This is a genomic window from Acinetobacter sp. YH12151, from assembly GCF_013418355.1.
GTDB classification, from domain to species: domain Bacteria; phylum Pseudomonadota; class Gammaproteobacteria; order Pseudomonadales; family Moraxellaceae; genus Acinetobacter; species Acinetobacter pseudolwoffii.
In genome coordinates, this window is record NZ_VPCG01000032.1 from 1 (window position 1) to 19,530 (window position 19,530).

The 19,530-nt window shown below is 43.7% G+C and carries 21 protein-coding genes and 1 pseudogene; 11 read left to right on the forward strand and 11 right to left on the reverse strand.

The window, feature by feature from the left end; all coding sequences use genetic code 11:
- Positions 1 to 190 precede the first annotated feature (190 nt).
- Positions 191 to 676, reverse strand: a complete 486-nt coding sequence (locus FTU82_RS11490; protein WP_218947749.1) for a DUF1289 domain-containing protein — start codon at positions 674 to 676, stop codon at positions 191 to 193.
- Between the two features lie 198 nt (positions 677 to 874).
- On the opposite strand from FTU82_RS11490, the gene FTU82_RS11495 reads away from it, so the two are divergent.
- The 4 genes from FTU82_RS11495 to FTU82_RS11510 all read left to right on the forward strand — a co-directional run bounded on the left by FTU82_RS11495 (position 875) and on the right by FTU82_RS11510 (position 3,453).
- Positions 875 to 1,807, forward strand: a complete 933-nt coding sequence (locus FTU82_RS11495) for a rhodanese-related sulfurtransferase (RefSeq protein WP_005097749.1) — start codon at positions 875 to 877, stop codon at positions 1,805 to 1,807.
- A gap of 206 nt (positions 1,808 to 2,013) precedes the next feature.
- Entirely contained in the window at positions 2,014 to 2,292 is a 279-nt protein-coding gene (locus FTU82_RS11500) for a hypothetical protein (RefSeq protein WP_005097750.1), read from the forward strand.
- Between the two features lie 87 nt (positions 2,293 to 2,379).
- Positions 2,380 to 2,997 (forward strand): DedA family protein, encoded by a 618-nt coding sequence (locus FTU82_RS11505; protein ID WP_074383408.1) that lies wholly within the window; start codon positions 2,380 to 2,382, stop codon positions 2,995 to 2,997.
- A 30-nt stretch (positions 2,998 to 3,027) separates the two neighbouring features.
- Entirely contained in the window at positions 3,028 to 3,453 is a 426-nt protein-coding gene (locus FTU82_RS11510; protein WP_180001693.1) for an ABZJ_00895 family protein, read from the forward strand.
- A 67-nt stretch (positions 3,454 to 3,520) separates the two neighbouring features.
- Here FTU82_RS11510 and FTU82_RS11515 read toward each other — a convergent pair whose 3' ends face one another.
- Both FTU82_RS11515 and FTU82_RS11520 read right to left on the reverse strand, forming a co-directional pair.
- Positions 3,521 to 4,045: a YecA family protein gene (locus FTU82_RS11515; RefSeq protein ID WP_005169813.1), complete on the reverse strand. Its 525-nt coding sequence runs from the start codon at positions 4,043 to 4,045 to the stop codon at positions 3,521 to 3,523.
- 71 nt (positions 4,046 to 4,116) lie between these two features.
- Positions 4,117 to 4,323 carry a PA3496 family putative envelope integrity protein gene (locus FTU82_RS11520; protein WP_005169810.1) on the reverse strand — a complete coding sequence of 69 codons (207 nt, stop codon included), beginning with the start codon at positions 4,321 to 4,323 and terminating at the stop codon, positions 4,117 to 4,119.
- Between the two features lie 346 nt (positions 4,324 to 4,669).
- Between FTU82_RS11520 and rpoD the strand changes: the two genes are divergently transcribed.
- The 6 genes from rpoD to FTU82_RS11550 all read left to right on the forward strand — a co-directional run bounded on the left by rpoD (position 4,670) and on the right by FTU82_RS11550 (position 11,268).
- Complete coding sequence (gene rpoD / locus FTU82_RS11525; RefSeq protein ID WP_225554192.1) at positions 4,670 to 6,604, forward strand: RNA polymerase sigma factor RpoD; 1,935 nt, start codon at positions 4,670 to 4,672, stop codon at positions 6,602 to 6,604.
- Between the two features lie 113 nt (positions 6,605 to 6,717).
- Complete coding sequence (locus tag FTU82_RS11530; protein ID WP_005169807.1) at positions 6,718 to 7,005, forward strand: YbeD family protein; 288 nt, start codon at positions 6,718 to 6,720, stop codon at positions 7,003 to 7,005.
- Between the two features lie 150 nt (positions 7,006 to 7,155).
- Positions 7,156 to 7,815, forward strand: coding sequence for a lipoyl(octanoyl) transferase LipB (lipB, locus tag FTU82_RS11535; protein WP_100355550.1), 660 nt, complete (start codon positions 7,156 to 7,158; stop codon positions 7,813 to 7,815).
- A gap of 74 nt (positions 7,816 to 7,889) precedes the next feature.
- Positions 7,890 to 8,423 carry a hypothetical protein gene (locus tag FTU82_RS11540; protein ID WP_005097759.1) on the forward strand — a complete coding sequence of 178 codons (534 nt, stop codon included), beginning with the start codon at positions 7,890 to 7,892 and terminating at the stop codon, positions 8,421 to 8,423.
- A 1-nt stretch (position 8,424) separates the two neighbouring features.
- Positions 8,425 to 9,609 carry an iron-containing alcohol dehydrogenase gene (locus tag FTU82_RS11545; protein WP_005097761.1) on the forward strand — a complete coding sequence of 395 codons (1,185 nt, stop codon included), beginning with the start codon at positions 8,425 to 8,427 and terminating at the stop codon, positions 9,607 to 9,609.
- A 264-nt stretch (positions 9,610 to 9,873) separates the two neighbouring features.
- Positions 9,874 to 11,268, forward strand: coding sequence for an APC family permease (locus tag FTU82_RS11550; protein ID WP_005097762.1), 1,395 nt, complete (start codon positions 9,874 to 9,876; stop codon positions 11,266 to 11,268).
- A 61-nt stretch (positions 11,269 to 11,329) separates the two neighbouring features.
- Here FTU82_RS11550 and FTU82_RS11555 read toward each other — a convergent pair whose 3' ends face one another.
- The 8 genes and pseudogenes from FTU82_RS11555 to rplU form a co-directional block, all read right to left on the reverse strand.
- Entirely contained in the window at positions 11,330 to 11,725 is a 396-nt protein-coding gene (locus FTU82_RS11555) for a hypothetical protein (protein ID WP_218947750.1), read from the reverse strand.
- Between the two features lie 139 nt (positions 11,726 to 11,864).
- Positions 11,865 to 12,341 (reverse strand): tRNA (cytidine(34)-2'-O)-methyltransferase, encoded by a 477-nt coding sequence (locus tag FTU82_RS11560; protein ID WP_005097765.1) that lies wholly within the window; start codon positions 12,339 to 12,341, stop codon positions 11,865 to 11,867.
- A gap of 472 nt (positions 12,342 to 12,813) precedes the next feature.
- On the reverse strand, positions 12,814 to 14,196 hold the full coding sequence (gene cysG, locus FTU82_RS11565; protein ID WP_100534875.1) for a siroheme synthase CysG: 1,383 nt from the start codon (positions 14,194 to 14,196) through the stop codon (positions 12,814 to 12,816).
- A 73-nt stretch (positions 14,197 to 14,269) separates the two neighbouring features.
- Positions 14,270 to 15,541 (reverse strand): serine--tRNA ligase, encoded by a 1,272-nt coding sequence (gene serS, locus FTU82_RS11570; protein ID WP_005097768.1) that lies wholly within the window; start codon positions 15,539 to 15,541, stop codon positions 14,270 to 14,272.
- Positions 15,542 to 15,641: 100 nt separating this feature from the next.
- Positions 15,642 to 16,403 (reverse strand): annotated as a pseudogene (locus tag FTU82_RS11575) (RsiV family protein).
- A 169-nt stretch (positions 16,404 to 16,572) separates the two neighbouring features.
- On the reverse strand, positions 16,573 to 17,268 hold the full coding sequence (lolA, locus tag FTU82_RS11580) for an outer membrane lipoprotein chaperone LolA (RefSeq protein WP_005169792.1): 696 nt from the start codon (positions 17,266 to 17,268) through the stop codon (positions 16,573 to 16,575).
- 247 nt (positions 17,269 to 17,515) lie between these two features.
- The gene (rpmA, locus tag FTU82_RS11585; RefSeq protein WP_005097774.1) at positions 17,516 to 17,770 is read right to left on the reverse strand and encodes a 50S ribosomal protein L27; all 255 of its coding nucleotides are present in this window, start codon (positions 17,768 to 17,770) and stop codon (positions 17,516 to 17,518) included.
- 19 nt (positions 17,771 to 17,789) lie between these two features.
- Entirely contained in the window at positions 17,790 to 18,101 is a 312-nt protein-coding gene (gene rplU, locus FTU82_RS11590) for a 50S ribosomal protein L21 (protein ID WP_005097776.1), read from the reverse strand.
- A gap of 445 nt (positions 18,102 to 18,546) precedes the next feature.
- On the opposite strand from rplU, the gene sdsA reads away from it, so the two are divergent.
- Complete coding sequence (gene sdsA, locus FTU82_RS11595; RefSeq protein ID WP_005097778.1) at positions 18,547 to 19,524, forward strand: All-trans-nonaprenyl-diphosphate synthase; 978 nt, start codon at positions 18,547 to 18,549, stop codon at positions 19,522 to 19,524.
- Positions 19,525 to 19,530 lie beyond the last annotated feature (6 nt).

Consider the following 19,530-nt stretch of genomic DNA (forward strand, 5'->3'; position numbering starts at 1 on the left):
CAAGAACGGACTGATCGCTATAAGTCGGAACTGACCGACTCAGGCTCTAGTTACACGTTTGGCAACAAGACATTAACAGAGTGCGAATTAGTCCTTGACTATGTTTGACTACATTTTAAGGAACAGATACTCACTGATATTCATGCTTTTCCCTCAGCTGTTGTTATTTTTCTGCATAAAAAAAGAGGACTTATTCCTCTTCCTGCAGATGAATCAGATGCTGACTAATGCCATCCGCCCGCAGAAAAGCCAGATCATAACTGGCAGTGGCCAAAGTCAGAATCCGGCGCTCAAACTCATCCCAGAGTGGACGTACCTGCTTATAATGAATCCCCAAACCACTATCATCGGTAAAATGCCGATTTTTTTCACAGAGCTTTAAAGCATGATACAGCTTACGTCCTTTGGAGGCATCGTCACGTAAACGTACCCGTTTTGACAGCACAAAGGCTTGAACCTTGACGATATCTGCATGTGGCAACAACGGCACTAAAATCTGATCCAGCTGTGCATCCAGACGCCGCCATACGGCATGATGTTGATCAGCGCCATAAGTGTTCCAGTGAATCACCTCATGATTGAAACGGCGGCAACCACGACATACCGCATCACCAAATACGGTCGAGCAACGCCCAGCACACGGGGTTAAAGACGCAATACGACGATCTGAACTCAAAACACACTCCAAAGATACTACAACTTCCAGTACCTGCATCACTGCATAAAACTTTACAAAATTCCGGGTCGGGCATGACTATACACGCTCTCCCCCATGAATTGAAGCCTGTTAAAAGGCAAGTGTTTTACTCGCTTATTCACTCGAATCACGCTAAAATATGCGCCTTTAAATTATCATGCTACGTTGGAGTATTCCATGAACGCTACTGTAGAACAGCTTGCACCTGTAGAACAGCAAGCGACCTCAGGTTGGGTTGTTGCCGCACTTTATCAATTCAAAGAAGTTCAAGATCCTGCCGATCTTCAACAACGTCTTTTAGACTTGGTAAAAACAATCAACCTTTGTGGAACACTCATTGTAGCGGGTGAAGGGATTAACGGTACGGTTGCAGGTGACCGTGCATCGATTGATCAAATTCACCAGTTCCTTCTCAATGAAGGCTTTGTTGAGATGGAATATAAAGAGTCAGACAGCTCTGACAAGCCATTTCGTAAAATGAAAATTAAATTAAAAAAAGAAATCGTGACTTTAGGGGTAGAAGTGAAACCACGTGATCTGGTCGGTCACTATCTTGATCCTCAGGAATGGAATGAACTGATTGCGCGTGATGACGTGATTCTGGTTGATACCCGTAACGATTACGAATACAAAGCAGGAACGTTCAAAGGCGCGATTGACCCGAAAACTGAAAGCTTCCGTGAATTCCCTGAATATGTGAAAAATAATCTGGAACAGCACAAAGACAAGAAAATTGCCATGTTCTGTACCGGTGGTATTCGCTGTGAAAAATCAACCTCTCTGCTTCTGCAAGAAGGTTTTACAGAGGTGTATCACCTGAAAGGCGGTATTTTAAAATACCTGGAAGAAACTCCGGCTGAAGAAAGTATGTGGGAAGGCGAATGCTTCGTATTTGATGGCCGTACAGCAGTAACACACGGTGTCGAAGAAGGTCAAAACACCAAATGCCATGCCTGTGGCTGGCCTTTGCTTCCTGAAGAAGTGGCGCTGCCAAGTTATGAACATGGTGTCTCTTGCGTGTACTGCATTGACAAGACCACAGAGAAACAAAAAGACGGTTTCCGTATGCGTCAGTCCCAAATTCTGGCAGCAAAACGTAAACGTCTCTAAGCTAGCCGCTTTGTAAGAAAATATATAAAAACCCTCTTCGGAGGGTTTTTTATTTACATAAAAATTACAACAGTAATAAAACTCTCACCAATTCATTACCAAGAACCTTATTTTTTTCCAAGCAAGATTGCTAGTCTATTGAAAAGTCTATCTTAAGCCAAGTCTTTCATTATTAACTTAAATTTTAAAATGAAAAGGAATATAACATGACCAGTTCACTTGCTCGAGATCCAGATAATCTGGTTCAGTTTCAACCCAAAGAGAATATAAAACAACAACGACTTCATCAGGTTAATGACGAGCTTGAGAGCCAGTCACATGTGTTTGTGGTCATCTTGGGAACTGTGATTGGCGCGATTTTAGCGCTGTTTATTGGTTATCATCTTAATACCAGTGTCATTCATTTTATGCTGCTGAGTGTTTTACCTGTCTGTTTGGCCTATGGCTTACGCAAAGTCTATATTTATACGCTGACACATAGCTGATTCTGCCTGCTCATTTATATTCCAAGACTTTACCGCATAAAAAATACTGCTTAGGATACAGGCAGTATTTTTTATTTTGACCATCTTATGAATTTAACTGAATGGATTATTTCCGTCATGGAACAACTGGGCTACTGGGGTATTGCCCTGCTCATGTTTCTGGATAATGTCTTCCCACCCATCCCTTCCGAAATCATTATGCCTTCTGCGGGCTATTCGGCCTCTCAGGGTGAGTTAATACTGGTCGGGGTGATCATGGCCGGTTGCATTGGCTCATTACTAGCAGCAGCCTTGCTGTACTGGGTGGGTTATAAATTCAATCACGATTCCATTTTCAAGTTTGTCGACCGTTATGGCAAATATCTGTTTATCAAATCCAATGATGTGAAAAAATCACTGAGCTGGTTTGAACATTATGGACATCGGATTGTGTTTTTTGGCCGTATGGTTCCTGCCGTCCGCTCACTGATCAGCATTCCTGCCGGCATGAGCCGTATGCCCTTCTGGAAATTCATGTTCTATAGCACACTCGGAACCATCATCTGGACCACGTTTTTGGCCTGTGTCGGATTTTACTTTGGTGAAAACCAAGAGTTGATGCAGCAAATTTTCAGTAAAGTCAGTTATGTGATTATTGCGATTGTTATAGTCATTATTGCCTGGGTTATCTACCGTAGACAGCAGCGTAAAAATCGTCCATCCTGAATAGACCTCAGCATGAAGGAGGCTAAAACGATGTCGCACTATCTTAAATATTTTGCTACCGTTTATCTTAGCTTGGTTCTATTCGTGGGCGTACTCATTTATGTATTCAATCTGGGCGCGATTATCCTGATCCCGGCCCTGATCGCGTCAGCCTTTCTCAGTGCCCGATACTTTGTGAAGAGAGAACAACATTTACCCAGCAAGGAAGAGAAAAGCAAACTGGTATGGGGTTCTACCATCATTGCGATTACATTTGGGTTTATTTTTATATTTGTTGTGATCTGGATGCATCCACAGACTGAAGCCATCTTCAACAACATGGCTTATACCGGAAGGGGCCCGAATTCATTTCTGATGGCCGCTGTGATTGCGGTGCATGGTTTGATCTTTCATATTGCCTATAATAGCTATGCCCGCTACAGTCTGAGCAAACGGGTCGGTATTGAAAGAAAGTAAAATCCCTTCGATGCTTTGATAAAAGTCCAAAGCTAAAGAAAGCACCGTGCGGTGCTTTTTTTATGAATTATTCTGGAGTGTGATACATCAGATACAATTCATTTAAGTTGTCTGGAATTTCTTCTGCAAGTTCGTCCATTAACTGGCCATTGCGACGGAAAGTTTCCATTTGCGGATCTTCATCATCAATGCCGCTGAAGACCATGATTGGCAGAGTTAAATCTACCAGTTGCTCTTCAAATTCTTCAGTAAACCAAGCTTCTTCGTTAAGGAACATGGCATCGACAAAGCCCACACTCCAGTCACCCAAGCTTGATTCGGTGTCTGCTTCTTCAATTTCAAATGGGAATGTAATCCCTTCTTCATTGGCTAAGCTTTGACGGATAGACTCTAACCATGCTTGTACCTGAGTGATGATTTCTGCAGGCACTTTCTTTTGATTGCTATCAAAAAGCTCGTCTAACCATTTGTCGAATTTTGGGCCTACTGCAATAGCACATAAGAAACCATGGGTTGCTGCGAAATCTAGACCATGTTCATTTTGGTCACCATCTAGATATTCACTCAACAGGTCTAAATCTAAAGCACTCATCTAACATCCAAACTTAAAAAACCGAAAGGTTTAGCATAGCATTTATTCAGGCCATGCTAAATCCGAATTCGTTAATCTTCGTCATCAAAATCGTCATCATCGTCGAAGTCATAGTCAAAATCTTTGAGTTCGCGTTCCAAGCGACGTTGTGAAAGTAAATCATCAATCAGACGACGTTTTTCCAACGACTCTTTAGCGCTCAGCTTGCTGGAAGCTTCATCGAAATTAACATCATCCTCACCGAAGCTATCATCTAGTTCAAAATCTGTAGAAGACACTAAAACTTCCTCATAGTGAAAAATGTAAATGGTTTTAGCGCTATTTATCTTGCCTAAAACCACAAGTCAAGTTTTATTTAAATTTTCGTATTTTAAAGTTGTAAATAGGGCTTTTTTTTAAGGACATTGTGTGACATGATATAATCCACCCTGCGTCCTTATGTTTTTTGACTACACATTTTTTGGTCAAATACACAGATGCCGGGGTTGGACTTGAAAATAACAAATTCATCCCCATCTTAAATTACTGAATTTCATTTTAAATATTTTATCAGACAGCTTGAACGCTGAATACTCTGATGAAATACGTAGGCTATTCACTAAATTTAATGAGCTTAAATCGTGCATAAGTTGTACGGTTTTTCCTGTCACAGATTCAACGAAGAGTAAGCAAAAGATGAGCGATATGACTTCCCCTACTTCACAAGTAGCGGCTCTGATTAGCCGAGGCAAAGAACAAGGTTACTTAACCTTCGCTGAGGTTAACGATCATCTGCCGGACTCCATCACAGAAAGCGAGCAGATTGAAGATATCATTCAGATGCTGAATGACGTGGGTATTCCTGTACATGATCGCGCGCCTGAATCTGATGATACGATGTTCGAAGATACTACAGAAGCTGCCGATGAAGTTGCAGAAGAAGAAGCTGCAGCCGTATTGGCCTCTGTAGAAAATGAGCCAGGTCGTACAACTGACCCTGTGCGTATGTATATGCGTGAAATGGGTACCGTTGAGCTTTTAACCCGTGAAGGCGAAATTAGCATTGCAAAGCGCATCGAAGAAGGTATTCGTGATGTTTTGCACTCGATTGCTTACTGGCCCAATGCGGTAGAAGTTGTACTCCAAGAATATAAAGATTATGAAGCGGGCGAACGCCGTCTTGCTGACCTGTTATCGGGTTATTTAGATCCTGAATCAGACGAAGAAATTCCTGAAGTACTCGAAGAAGAAGTCGAGATCGCTGAAGACAAGACTGATTCGAAAAAATCGACCAAAGATGTAAAACTGGACGATGATGAAGAGGAAGAAGCTGAAACTGAAGATGATTCAGAAGCTGATTCTGGTCCAGATCCTGAAATTGCCAAAGCACGCTTCACTGAACTTGAAAATGCATGGTTGAATACCAAAACAGCCATCGAAAAACATGGTCGTGACAGCGAAGAATCTGAAGCTGCGCTGGAAGCACTGGCGACCGTATTCATGATGTTCAAATTCACGCCGCGTCTATTCGATATCATTTCAGAAATGATTCGTGGTACGCATGACCAGATCCGTGGTGCAGAACGTGAAGTGATGCGTTATGCCGTGCGCCGTGGTCGTATGGATCGTACCCAGTTCCGTACTTCTTTCCCGGGACAGGAATCGAATCCAGCCTGGTTAGATGAACAGATCGCGAAAACACCTGCAGACCAGAAAGCCTATCTGGAAAAAGTACGTCCCGATGTATTGGCCTTCCAGCAAAAGATTGCCGATATTGAAAAAGAGTTGGGTCTTGATGTTAAAGGCATTAAAGACATTGCCAAACGCATGGCCGTTGGTGAAGCCAAGGCACGTCGCGCCAAGAAAGAAATGGTCGAAGCCAACTTGCGTCTGGTGATTTCAATTGCGAAAAAATACACTAACCGCGGCTTGCAGTTCCTGGATCTGATTCAGGAAGGTAACATTGGCTTGATGAAAGCGGTGGACAAGTTTGAATATCGTCGTGGTTATAAATTCTCGACTTATGCAACCTGGTGGATTCGTCAGGCGATCACCCGTTCAATCGCCGATCAGGCACGTACCATTCGTATTCCGGTGCACATGATCGAGACCATCAACAAGATCAACCGTGTATCGCGTCAGCTTCTTCAAGAAATGGGGCGTGAACCGACACCTGAAGAGTTGGGCGAACGTCTGGAAATGGACGAAGTCAAAGTACGTAAAGTACTAAAAATCGCCAAAGAACCGATTTCGATGGAAACACCGATCGGTGATGATGAAGATTCGCATCTGGGTGACTTCATTGAAGACAGCAACATCACGTCACCAATTGATGCTGCGACTTCAGAAGGCCTGAAAGAAGCGACACGCGAAGTTCTGGAAAACCTGACTGAACGTGAAGCCAAAGTCCTGAAAATGCGTTTTGGTATCGACATGCCGACCGACCACACCTTGGAAGAAGTGGGCAAACAATTTGATGTGACACGTGAACGTATTCGTCAGATTGAAGCGAAAGCACTACGTAAACTTCGCCATCCATCGCGTTCAGAACACTTACGTTCATTCCTTGAGAATGATTAAGATTTGATGCTTATTCTGGAAACTTGAAATTTAATCATCAGTCTCCACTTAAGTAGCCAAGACAGACCCAAACGCCTGCATGATTGCAGGCGTTTCAAATCAGGGGGACTACCATGTTAGACCGTACACCATCTCGTGAACTTCAAGAACATCTTTGGGTTTTCCCTATGGATTATCCGATTAAACTGATTGGCCTTGCTGGCATTGAACTGCGTCAGGCCGTAAATGATATCTTTGTAAAACATTTTCCTGAGTTTGATGGCAGTGAAATGACCATCACACCGTCGCGTACTGGCAAATATCATTCCATTACCGCACAACTGCGCTTTTTGGAACTGGAGCAGGTGCATGCAGTATATGCAGATTTGGCCGCCTGTCCGCTGATTAAAACCGCACTGTAATCAAAAATACAAAAGACACGCTTTCGGGCGTGTTTTTTATGCCTGTACAATGACTGAGCTAGCGCTTAAATATTGTAGGTCTCGCCCCTATTTCATGCCGAAATCATTATAATTATGATCAGTTTTTTATAATTACCAAGGACACTTCCTGTGACTGATGTGCTGCAAAAGCCCGAGCTGATCATTCGTCAATATCACGACCTCACACCTTATGAAGATCGTTTTCTGGAAATGAAAACTTTTACGGAAAACCGTGATGAACATAGCCCGGATCAGCTGTGGATTCTGCAACATCAGGATGTATTGACTCAAGGTCAGGCCGGTAAGCCAGAACATATTCTGATACCGAGCAATATCCCGGTAATTCAAACCGATCGTGGTGGTCAAGTGACCTGGCACGGCCCGGGCCAGCTGGTGGCTTACTTCATGTTTGACCTGAATCGCCTGGGCTGGAATGTGCGTACACTGGTGTCCTATGCTGAAAACCTGATGATCGATCTGCTGAAAAAATACGGCATCGATGCTTATGCCAAACCCGATGCACCGGGGGTCTATGTGGCTGAACGAAAAATTGGTTCACTGGGTTTTAAAATTCGTAAAGGCCGTAGCTATCATGGTCTTTCCTTAAATCTGGATTGTGACCTGAGCGGATTTAATACCATCAACCCTTGTGGTTATGCGGGACTGGAAATGGTTCGCATGAGCGACCTACTGGAACAACCGCCACAATTCAACCAGTTATGTCGTGAAATTATTGAAACTTTGCGCCACAGCGGTTACTTTAATCAAGTCACTGTCGAGCAAAGATAAAGCCTTTGCATTTCACCCCCAAATAAATTAGAGTATTTACTCTAAACCAATAATATTGAGATAGGGATCATCACGTGATTGCAACTAAATCCGTAAAACCCGCTTTGCAGCTTGCCTATGTCAAACTCATGATGGATGTGATTGGCCGCGGTCTGGTCATGGCAAGCCAGGTGGATGAAGAAATCAAACAGGAAGTTGCCCAATTTCCAGTCCATTTCACTCTTTCCATGAAAGTCTTTCCGCATGGCCCAGCCTTTGTGGCGCGGGTCACTGAGGACAAGCAATTGGAACTGGTGAAAAATCTGGAAAAAGCACCTGATCTGACTATTACCTTTAAACATCTGCACCATGCTTTTTTAGTTTTTTCCTTTCAGGAAAGCACCTCTCAAGCCTTTGCCAATGACCGCATGATTGCCGATGGCGATATTTCCAATGCCATTCGTCTGGTGCGTTGTCTAAATAAAATGGAAGCACTGATTTTGCCTAAACTGGTGGCGCAACTGGCTGTCAAAGAATATCCAAGCAATCTCAGCCTCAAAGAAAAACTAAGCGAAGCGAGCAGTATTTATCTAAAAATCGCTCAATCTTATTTAAAACGGAGTGTATAACATGGCTAAACCTTATTATGAATTTTTCTGTCCGGTTAAAGTCATTGCCGGACATGCCGCGTTAGAACATATTCCGTTTGAACTTGCGACCTTAGGCGCAAAACGTCCACTGATCATTACCGACAAAGGTGTACGCGCCAATAATCTGCTGGCACCGATTGAAGCGGCATTTGAAATGGCAGATGCTGCAATTGTAGCCATTTTTGATGACGTCCCCCCCGACTCTAGCTTGGGTACAGTACGTAGTGCGGCAAAACTGTATCGTGAAAATCACTGTGATGCGATCATTGCTGTAGGCGGTGGTTCAGTCATTGATACGTCCAAGGCCACCAATATTCTGGTGTCTGAAGGGGGTGATGACTTGCTTAAATATTCTGGTGCCCACAACCTGCCTAAGCCACTGAAACCATTTTTTGTGATTCCAACAACTTCAGGGACAGGTTCAGAAGTCACCATGGTGGCTGTCGTCTCAGATACCGAGAAGAACGTTAAAATGCCTTTCGCATCGTATTATCTGATGCCGCATGCTGCGATTTTAGATCCGCGCATGACCCAGACTTTGCCGCCGCATTTAACCGCCATGACCGCAATGGATGCACTGACCCATGCGGTCGAAGCTTATACTTGTATGGCAGCCAATCCAATCTCGGATGCTTATGCCACCGCAGCAGTCAAGAAGATCAGTAGCCATCTATTCAATGTGCTGGATAATCCCAATGATGCGCAAGGCCGTCTGGAACTGGCTCAAGCATCGACCATGGCCGGTATTGCATTTTCTAACTCGATGGTCGGGATTGTGCATTCACTCGGTCATTCACTGGGTGCAGTGGTGCACTTGCCGCATGGTTTATGTATGAACCTGTTCCTGCCGTATGTGCTGGAATACAACAAAGAGGTCAATGGTGACAAGATTGCTGATCTGTTACTACCTTTGGCAGGTGCCGATATTTATGCGCAAACACCAGCACATTTACGCGCAGACAAAACCATTGCCACTATTCTGACCATGCGAGATCGGATTTATAGTCTGACCAAACTGCCACGTACATTACGTGAAACCGGCAAGATTTCTGAAGCGCAGCTGGATGAAGTGGCAGAGAAAGCCTTGAATGATGGTTCCATCATTTATAACCCGAAAGAAGCCACCTTGGAAGATTTAAAATCTATCTTAAAAAAGGCTTGGTAATTACTGAAAAATAAGCCAATATAGCGAAAATTAAAGCCTGATGTTTTTTTAGACATCAGGCTTTTATCTTGCATAAAGAAATTATTGCATTAATTTGAATGGCATACTTTATGCACCTCAAAAGTCAAAAAAATAGCTAGCAAAAGCCCTTCTTTTCAAGTAGATTGGCGGGCTTTTATAGAAAACTGTAGGGGGGATCGTTCGTCTCAAACGATCCTTATAAATATGACTGATCCTTGATCAACGATTAAGAGGATAACGCCGTTGACTAATATCTCTGGGACTCAATCGGCAGCTAAACTGCAAAAAACGCTGGGACTCTGGCACATCATTATTATTGGTTTGGCTTATATTCAACCCATGACCTTGTTTGATACATTCGGTCTGGTATCTGAAGAAAGTAACTTCCACGTTCCCACCTCTTACATTTTTGCGCTGATTGCAATTTTGTTAACCTCTTTGAGCTATGGTCATATGATTCGTCGCTACCCTTCTTCGGGTTCGGCCTATACCTATGCGCAAAAATCCATTCACCCAAATGTGGGTTTCATGGTGGGATGGTCATCTTGGCTCGATTATTTATTGTCGCCAATGGTCAACATCATTCTTGCCGTCATTTACCTAGAAGCCCTGTTCCCTGATATCAATCATTGGGTTTGGGTCGTGGTATTGACTGCATTCATGACTGGCATCAATTTACGTGGTGCGCGCTTTGTAGCGAACTTCAACAGTATGATCGTGTTCGTGCAGTTGATTGTCATTGCCGTATTTACCTGGATGGTCTACAGCAAGTTACAGGCTGGCTTTAATGCGGATGGTCCAATCACAGCTGAGCAACGCTATCAGCTCTGGAGTCTGGAACCGTTCTGGAATGAATTAACTTCAGTAGGCGCCCTGATTACTGGTGCGACTTTACTGTGCTTCTCTTTCACTGGTTTTGACTCTTTAAGCTCGCTGGCTGAAGAAACCAAAGATACTGAAAAAACTTTGCCTAAAGCGATTTTCTTGACCGCTTTAATTGCCGGTATTATTTTCATTATCAGCACTTACTTCATGCAGATTTACTTCCCGAACAATCCAGGTTCATATTTCCAGAATATTGCTGAAACTCAGCCGGAAATTTTGATGCTGGTGGGTGGGTCCTTGTTCCAGGCTTATGTACTTGGTTTTGCAATCATTACCGTCATGGCATCTGGGATTTCTGCACATGCAGGTGTATCTCGCTTAATGTACGTCATGGGCCGTGATGGCGTGATCAACAAGAAAATCTTTGGTCATATCAGTCCGAAAAACTACACACCGTCATACAACATTATGATTGTCGGTGCTGTAGCCTTAACAGCTGGCTTCATGGATCTTGATTTTGTGATTTCACTGATCAGTTTCGGTGCATTGACGGCGTTCAGTTTCGTAAACTTGTCTGTCATTTCACGCTATGCTTTACGTGATGGTCGTACCAAAACTGCGAAAGAAATTCTGAACTTTGTAGTGGTACCACTTGCAGGTTTCATTGCAGTATTTGCCTTATGGCTCGAAGTTGATCAAACCTCATTGAAATATGGTCTGATCTGGGCATTTGGCGGTATCTTGTACCTGGGTTATAAAACCAAAGGTTTCAAGCATCCTGCACCTCAGCACAACGAATTTGACGATAAATAATATTGTTCCGGTTCAAATAAAAAAGGCGCTTTAAGCGCCTTTTTTATGTTTTTGATTTTACTTAGGATAAACGACAATCAAAACCCATTTGGGTATTGACCCGATTATTTTCATAGCCCAGTTTTTCAATGAACAGACTTCTACGCGACAATAATTTTTGCTCTTCCGGATTTAGTCTGGCTTTATTCTTGACCGCCAGCTGATACATTTCATTGACCACATCCTGAAAAATAGCACAGACTTCCTGACGTTTGGTCTGCTTCAATTTACGTCCACGCCAAGTCCATTCAAAATCATCGGAATTCAGACTCTGTCCCCAGTTATCGATCCGCGCATCCAAGCGTTTTTGCATGTCGGCCAATCCTTGCTGTATTTCCGCTTGCGTAATTGGCTGAACTTGTTGCGTTTCCCCCATTACATCACTTGCTTCTTGCGCACCGAGGTGTAAAGCAGTCATTCCAATACAACAGGCCAAGGCAAATTTTAATATCGGCTTCACGCGTATATCCTTCTTATTCCAATCAGTTGTCTCTCTCTATCCTAGCAAATAAAAAAGCCACCTAAAGGCAGCTTTTCAAATTATTGTAAATTTAAGCTTAGAGCGCTTTAAAACCCTGCTGACGCCAGGCTTCATATACAATCACTGCCGTGGCATTCGAAAGGTTTAAACTACGAGAGTTCTCTGCCATCGGTAAACGAATCCAGTGCTGCTGCGGGAACATCATCCGAACATGTTCAGGCAGACCACGCGTTTCCGGCCCCATCAACAATGCCACAGGACGGTTCAAGTCCGAGGTATGTGGCGTTTCAGTCCCTTTGGTGGTCAGTGGATAGACCGCATCCAGAGCAATGCCTTTGCTTGCCAGATCGGCCAGACAATCTTCGATAGTGTCCCAAATCTGCATACGTGCATATTCGTGATAATCCAGACCGGCACGTCTCAGTTTTTTATCATCCAGTTCAAAACCCAGTGGCTTGACCAGATGCAACTGTGCTCCCGTATTAGCACACAGACGAATAATATTGCCTGTATTTGCAGGAATTTCGGGCTCATATAAAACAACGTGGATCACTTATTTCTCACTTTATACATTTCATTCAGATATAGCTTTCAACTTATAGATCAAACAGCAACATCAGTGCTGTTATCTAGATACAGCTTTTTCCTGTATTCGGACCATGAGATTAATCGTCATATCCTTTTATTCAGGTGTAATTTTCGTCTTGCATTCAGATAAAGAGTATCAACTATTGCTATCCTCTTACTCAGGCATGGCCTTCGTCTTGCAGTCAAACCAAGAGACAACTTTTGCTTATCCTCTTACTCAGGCATGGCCTTCGTCTTGCGGTCAAACCAAGAAACAACTTTTGCTTATCCTCTTACTCAGGCCTGGCCTTCGTCTTGCGGTCAAACCAAGAAACAACTTTTGCTTATCCTCTTACTCAGGCATAGCCTTCGTCTTGCGCTCGGGCAAAGCAGTGCTTTGCTTATCCTCTTACTCAGGCATAGCCTTCGTCTTGCGCTCGGGCAAAGCAGTGCTTTGCTTATCCTCGCTCATGCCATTGCAGTTGTTCACGCAAGCGAACCACTTCACCAATAATGGTTAAAGTCGGTGCCTGAATTTGATGCTCAGACACTTTGGAGGCGATGTCGGCAAGGGTTCCCACCACAACTTTTTGCTCAGGAGTCGTGCCTTTAGAGACCAGTGCCACCGGCATATCTGCGCGTTGACCATGGGCTATTAATTGCGCACAGATTCTTTCCAGTCCCACCAGTCCCATATACAGCACCAAGGTCTGGTTTTCATAGACCAGCTCACGCCAAGGCAATTCAGGCGAACCTTCTTTTAAATGACCTGTCAGGAAACGCACACTTTGTGCATAATCCCGATGCGTTAATGGAATACCGGCATAGGCGGAACAACCTGAAGCTGCGGTAATACCCGGCACCACCTGAAAAGTAATACCTGCCGCAAACAGTTCTTCAATTTCTTCGCCGCCACGCCCAAAGATGAAAGGATCACCGCCTTTCAGACGACAAACTCGCTTGCCTTCACTGGCATATTTGACCAATAAAGCATTAATCCCATCTTGTGGAACTGCATGATTGGAACGCGCCTTACCAACATAGATTTTTTCCGCATCACGGCGACACAGATCCATAATCGGTTCAGACACCAAACGATCATAAATCACCACATCGGCTTGCTGCATCAACCTTAACGCTTTCAGGGTCAACAGCTCTGGATCACCTGGACCAGCACCCACCAGATAGACTTCACCTTTCGGCTGTTGCCACTCTTGTAATGCTTGCTCGATCAGACGATCTGCTTCAGCCATATTGTCATTAAACACCTGTTCTTTCAGCGGACTGGCGTACAGATCTTCCCAGAAAATACGGCGCTGATCCGGATTGACAATTTTTGCTTTAACGCGACTGCGCCATTTGCCTGAGAACTCAGCCAGCTTGCCCATGCCATGTGGAATCGTCGCTTCCAGTTGAGTCCGAATCTGGCGTGACAACACCGGCGACGTGCCATTCGATGCCACCGAAATCACCAGCGGTGAGCGGTCAATAATCGCAGGCACCATAAAACGGCAATGTGGCGGATCATCAACACTGTTGACCAGTACATTTTCAGCTTCGCACAGCTCGAAAACCTGACGATTCACATCAGCATCATCTGTTGCTGCAATCACTAAACGATAATGACGTAAAGGAATCTGTGTACTGAATGGTGCCTGATCATATTGCCCTTGAGACTGCTGAACAATCCCAAGTAAATTGGCATCAATTTCAGGTGCAATGACATGAATCACTGCTCCGGCTTTTGCTAATAATACCGCTTTACGGTAGGCAATATGTCCACCACCGACAATCAAACAAGGTTGCTGTTGCAACTTTAACGAGATTGGAAAGATATCCACGAACTACCTCAAAATTTTAAATCTGATTGTCTATGCAATTTTCATGCACATTTAGCGATGCTGATATCAAGCATTAGTCGATATAAGTCGCACCACCCATATATGGACGCAATACTTCAGGAATCTCAATCGAACCGTCTGCACGCTGATAGTTTTCCATCACTGCAAGCAAGGTACGACCAACAGCCAGACCTGAACCATTCAAGGTATGTACAAATTCAGTTTTTTTCTGGTCGGCACGGTAACGCGCTTTCATACGACGCGCCTGGAAGTCACCCATGTTTGAACATGAAGAGATTTCACGATAAGTATTCTGGCTTGGCACCCACACTTCAAGATCATAAGTCTTGGTCGCGCCAAAGCCCATATCACCGCCACAAAGGATGATCTTACGGTATGGCAGACCTAATGCTTGCAAGATACCTTCAGCATGGCCGGTTAAATCTTCCAGTGCCTGCATAGACGTTTCAGGTTTAACAATCTGAACCATTTCCACTTTGTCGAACTGGTGCTGACGAATCAGGCCACGGGTATCACGGCCATAAGACCCTGCTTCACTACGGAAACATGGGGTATGTGCTGCATATTTTAATGGCAGACGATCTGCATCAATGATTTCATCACGCACGAAGTTAGTCACTGGCACTTCAGCAGTTGGAATTAAATAGAATTCTTTTTCGCCTTGAAGTTTAAACAGATCTTCTTCAAATTTAGGCAATTGGCCTGTACCACGTAATGAATCCGCATTCACCAAATACGGTACATAGGCTTCGGTATAACCATTCTGATCTGTATGCGTATTCAGCATGAACTGTGTCAATGCACGTTGTAAACGCGCCAATGGGCCTTTCAAAACACTGAAACGAGAACCGGTCAATTTGGTTGCGGTTTCAAATTCCAGACCGCCCATCATTTCACCGAGGTCAGTATGGTCTTTGATCTCAAAATCGAATTCACGTGGTGTACCCCATTTCAGGATTTCCACGTTATCGCTTTCGTCTTTGCCTTCAGGCACAGCTTCATCTGGCAAGTTTGGAATAGACAGTAATTTTTCTTCAAGCTCCGCTTGCAGTTCAGCCAATGCTGCTTCAGCCGCTTTGATTTCATCACCAATCGCAGACATGCGTGTCATGATTTCAGAGGCATCACCGCCTGCTTTTTTAATTTGACCGACTTGTTTTGCACCGGCATTACGTTCAGCTTGCAGTGTTTCTGTCTTGGACTGAATTTCTTTACGGCGCGCTTCTAGGGAGGCCCACTCTTCAACATTGAGTTGAACACCACGTTTTGCCAAGGCCAAATTTACAGCCTCAATATTGTTTCTGAGTAATTTCGGGTCGATCATAATCAATCTTTGCAGAAGAAAAAAACTGGCTATAGTGTAAGCTCTTAACGTCAAAAAATACAGTGACTACGACCCCAGCTGTGCCTTATTAGCACAATATTTAGGAAGTCTTGGGCTGTAAAATGGCTAAATATTCAGGCCAAATCACTTCACCCAAATCTGCATAGGACACTTTTAATTCAGGCGTTCCTGCTGCTTTAGAAGTTAATTCACCTGCCGGGTACACCAACACCAGACCCGACCTGTCAAAATAATAGTTATCACTCAGTTTTAACTGCTGTGCTTGTATCCCCTGTGTGCGTAGCCATCGAGTATTGGTTCGATATATCACATTGAGTAGTTTCTGCTCACCGCCCTTTAACATCAATTGATGCAAAGCCAGACGCTTTTTCTGTTTCATATCAAAATTGATATATTCCACATGTTCACTTGATGCAGTGTGATTCTTCACCAGATTGGAACTTATTAAGGCAAAAGTCGCCAGATGATCACGCTGAGCGATAAATACTACCTTGATAAAACGCTGATCCAGATAATAGGGCTCATCGGCCTTTTTAGGATTTTTCTGAGTCACTTTGGTGAATGCAACCGGCTCGGTATCCCGAATACGCGCTATAAAATATTGATCAATCCAGTCGAGATTGGTATCCACCGTTTGTAGATCGAAGCGTACACAGCCTTCTATTTCACACACCACTTTGGCCACCCCTTTGACGAGAATACTCTTGGTTTCAATCTGCACCTACGGATCTGTTTGGGTAAGCGTTGCAACTAAATTGGATGGCGGCTGACAGCCCAACATATATACAGTGATTAATAAGACAGCATAAATTTCAGCAGTTTTAAACAGATTGATCTTCATCCTGAGCTCCCAAAATTTTGCAATTTCATTGACTCGACTTTTATTTATTTTAAGATGCTCTCTTGTCTAGATATAGCTGAACCTTGTAGCCTGCTCAAAATAATCATGATAATTGGCAATAAAAAAGCAACCTGAATCGGTTGCTCTTTGGTTTACTTGATACTTCTGATTATTGATCAATAATGTCCGTACCTTTTGGCGGGGTAAAGTTAAAGGTAGAAGCCGGAATACTGCTATTCACTTTCACATTACTAAACTTAATATTTGTAGTTTGGCCAAGTGAATCCTGCAAGATCATCAAGCTAGGTGCCTTGTTTGCACCAAAACTGATGGTCAGGCTCTCAAAGACACCATCGGTATTTTTAGGATACAGTGTGTAATAGGTTTTCCCCTTATTCGGCTGAGTGACCCGGTAAGACTGCATAATCTGACTGGTATTTCCTGACAGAAGCAAAGCCGGTGTATTGGCAACTTGCTCATCCAGATTTTGACGAACCGCTTGCTGCAAATCCGGATCATAAATCCATACTGTTTTACCAGTCGTTGTAATGGTTTGCTTCGATGGTGCGGTCGTTTCCCAATAGAATTTACCCGGACGCTCGACTTTCATCACCCCTTTAAAGGTTTGATTCATATGTTGTGCGCTCAAGCCTTTTTTCTGGGTTGCTCTCGGATTGGTCACCTTGGTGCTTTGCTCAAAATTTGCCGTCATGCTACGCACATAATTCAGCTGCTTCACCAGACTGGCAGTTGCCTGTTGCTCCGACGCTGCCACAGGTGCAGCAAACACGGTTGTACTCATCACCGGTGCTAAAGTCACTGCACCCAGAGCCATAGCACAGACGGTTTTACGAAGCATATTCATAATTTCACCTTTATATTTTGTGTCATCGCAATTTATTTGATGTCTCATCTTAAACGAAAATTAAAAGCTAAAATGATAGAAAATAAGAACTTTTGTATGGTTATTAATTCGAAATCTATTTTTTTGTTCATCATGATGAAGATTTCAGCCGTTTTTTTACATAAGCTGGATCAGGCGTTCATTACAGTCGATTTTCAGGCATAAAAAAGCCCACAGAAACTGTGGGCTTTTTTTCTATCTCAGCGAATTACGCTTCAACAGATACGTAGCGACGACCGAATTGGCCTTTCACTTCGAATTTGATTACGCCGTCAGCAGTCGCAAACAAAGTATGGTCACGGCCCATACCTACGTTTTGACCAGCGTGGAATTCAGTACCACGTTGACGAACGATAATGTTACCAGCAGTCACAGATTGACCGCCGTACATTTTAACACCTAACATTTTAGGATTCGAATCACGACCGTTTTTAGTCGAACCACCGGCTTTTTTAGTTGCCATGTCTATTTACTCCTCGTAATTAGCCTGAAATAGCTGTAATTTTCAACTCAGTGAACCATTGACGGTGACCTTGTTGTTTACGGTAGTGTTTACGACGACGCATTTTGATAATGCGGATTTTGTCGTGACGACCATGGCTAACTACTTCAGCAGTTACAGTAGCGCCAGCAACAACTGGAGCACCGATTTGAATGCTTTCACCGTTTACAAGCATCAATACGTCATCAAACGTAATAGTTGAGCCAGTTTCAGCTTTCAATAATTCTACTTTAAGGGTTTCACCCTCGATTACACGGTGTTGTTTACCACCGCTTTGGATTACTGCGTACATAATGTACTCCAAACAAGCCCGTGTCGTCGTGCCGATAAAGGAAGATATCGATCTTAAGACGTACGCCACTGGGGGATATCTAAGGGCGAGGATTTTAAGGGATATTCAAAAAAACAACAAGCCATTTTACTGAAATAATAATGGCGAGTATGTGCTAATTATTTAACACTTAAATAATTTCTATCAAATCAGACACTCAAGATATATTCAGCAACAAAATAATACAGCAGAAATTCGGCCAGTTTGATTAATATACTCAGCCTGATGAAGAGGGCGACATCGCTGACCTTTCCTAATTTTTTGTAGCGCAGAATATAGATCGAATCTGAATAAGATCTATAAAAAGCTGATTTTTAGTGGAGTTTATGCATTTCTTAGGTTTCACTCATGTTATAAATTGTTAAACTACGACCTGCGATTTACCAGACTAGAGGTTTTCTTTCACATGACCATCGACTTTAAGCAAGACATTCTCGCTCCTGTTGCTAACGACTTTGCTGCGATGGACACATTCATTAATGAAGGAATTACTTCAAAAGTTGCACTGGTGATGGCCGTCAGCAAACATGTGGTCGAAGCGGGTGGCAAACGCATGCGCCCAATTATGTGTCTTCTGGCTGCCAAGGCTTGTGGTGCTGAAGATTTAGAACCGCATCGCAAGCTGGCCGCGATTATTGAAATGCTGCATACGGCGACGCTGGTGCATGATGATGTGGTCGATGAATCTGGCCTGCGTCGTGGCCGTCCGACTGCCAATGCGACATGGAATAACCAGACTGCTGTTCTGGTCGGTGACTTCCTGATTTCACGTGCATTTGATCTGCTGGTCGATTTAAACAATATGGTCTTGCTGAAAGATTTCTCGACCGGCACCTGTGAAATTGCTGAAGGTGAAGTGCTGCAATTGCAATCCCAGCACCAGCCAGAAACCAGTGAAGCGACTTATTTAAATATTATTCATGGTAAAACGTCGCGCCTGTTTGAACTGGCGACAGAAGGCGCAGCGATTCTGTCGGGTAAAGATGAATTCCGTGAGCCTTTAAAAACTTTCGCCGGTCATTTCGGCAATGCCTTCCAGATTATTGATGACATTCTAGATTACACCTCCGATGCAGAAACCCTCGGCAAAAATATTGGTGATGACCTGATGGAAGGCAAACCTACCCTGCCATTGATTGCTGCGCTAAAAAATACCTCCGGTGAGCAGCATGAAATTATCCGTCGCAGTATTGCCACTGGCGGTACAGAACATCTCGATCAAGTCATTCAAATTGTCAATGCATCTGGGGCACTGGACTATTGCCGTCAACGTGCGACTGAAGAAACGGAAACCGCCATTCATGCCCTGCAGGCATTACCTGACTCTGAGTATCGTCAAGCTCTGATTAATCTGGCCAAACTGGCCCTACACCGAATTCAGTAATCTTTA

Bases quoted from the DNA above. Each gene is read 5' to 3' on its own strand.
- rpmA (WP_005097774.1), bottom strand. From the start codon at position 17,770: ATGGCAACTAAAAAAGCCGGTGGTTCGACTAAAAACGGTCGTGATTCG.
- FTU82_RS11545 (WP_005097761.1), top strand. From the start codon at position 8,425: ATGGCTAAACCTTATTATGAATTTTTCTGTCCGGTTAAAGTCATTGCC.
- FTU82_RS11555 (WP_218947750.1), bottom strand. From the start codon at position 11,725: ATGACTGCTTTACACCTCGGTGCGCAAGAAGCAAGTGATGTAATGGGG.
- FTU82_RS11500 (WP_005097750.1), top strand. From the start codon at position 2,014: ATGACCAGTTCACTTGCTCGAGATCCAGATAATCTGGTTCAGTTTCAA.
- serS (WP_005097768.1), bottom strand. From the start codon at position 15,541: ATGATCGACCCGAAATTACTCAGAAACAATATTGAGGCTGTAAATTTG.
- FTU82_RS11530 (WP_005169807.1), top strand. From the start codon at position 6,718: ATGTTAGACCGTACACCATCTCGTGAACTTCAAGAACATCTTTGGGTT.
- FTU82_RS11515 (WP_005169813.1), bottom strand. From the start codon at position 4,045: ATGAGTGCTTTAGATTTAGACCTGTTGAGTGAATATCTAGATGGTGAC.
- rplU (WP_005097776.1), bottom strand. From the start codon at position 18,101: ATGTACGCAGTAATCCAAAGCGGTGGTAAACAACACCGTGTAATCGAG.
- sdsA (WP_005097778.1), top strand. From the start codon at position 18,547: ATGACCATCGACTTTAAGCAAGACATTCTCGCTCCTGTTGCTAACGAC.
- FTU82_RS11510 (WP_180001693.1), top strand. From the start codon at position 3,028: ATGTCGCACTATCTTAAATATTTTGCTACCGTTTATCTTAGCTTGGTT.
- FTU82_RS11505 (WP_074383408.1), top strand. From the start codon at position 2,380: ATGAATTTAACTGAATGGATTATTTCCGTCATGGAACAACTGGGCTAC.
- FTU82_RS11495 (WP_005097749.1), top strand. From the start codon at position 875: ATGAACGCTACTGTAGAACAGCTTGCACCTGTAGAACAGCAAGCGACC.
- lolA (WP_005169792.1), bottom strand. From the start codon at position 17,268: ATGAATATGCTTCGTAAAACCGTCTGTGCTATGGCTCTGGGTGCAGTG.